Genomic DNA, 258 nt, shown 5'->3' with positions numbered 1-258 from the left:
CCGAGAGCGGCCGGAAGCACTTCTTCGCGGCTCATACCGTAGATCAGCCGGCTCGCCATCATCATGTTGATCAGCGCCGAATTGGCGACGGCGAACATGGTGATGATGCCGAAAATACCGATCGGGAAGTTCGGCGCGCCCGCCTGCACCACCTTCAGCAGCGGTGTCTCGCCTTCACCCAGTTCTGCGGCGGGTACCAGCGTGATCGCCGAGATGGCAACCAGCACGTAGATGACGCCTGTGATCAACAAGCCGCCG

The 258-nt window shown here is 61.6% G+C and carries 1 protein-coding gene; it reads right to left on the bottom strand.

Annotated features, from left to right (window positions below; genetic code table 11):
- Nucleotides 1-258 (bottom strand): amino acid permease (locus SB772_RS42825; RefSeq protein ID WP_410838874.1); only part of this gene is annotated, 258 nt, incomplete at both ends.

It is taken from the genome of Paraburkholderia sp. SIMBA_030 (genome assembly GCF_046535245.1).
Taxonomy (GTDB): domain Bacteria; phylum Pseudomonadota; class Gammaproteobacteria; order Burkholderiales; family Burkholderiaceae; genus Paraburkholderia.
Note: the sequence above shows the minus strand (reverse complement) of the source record. Positions and strands in the feature narration are given on the sequence as shown.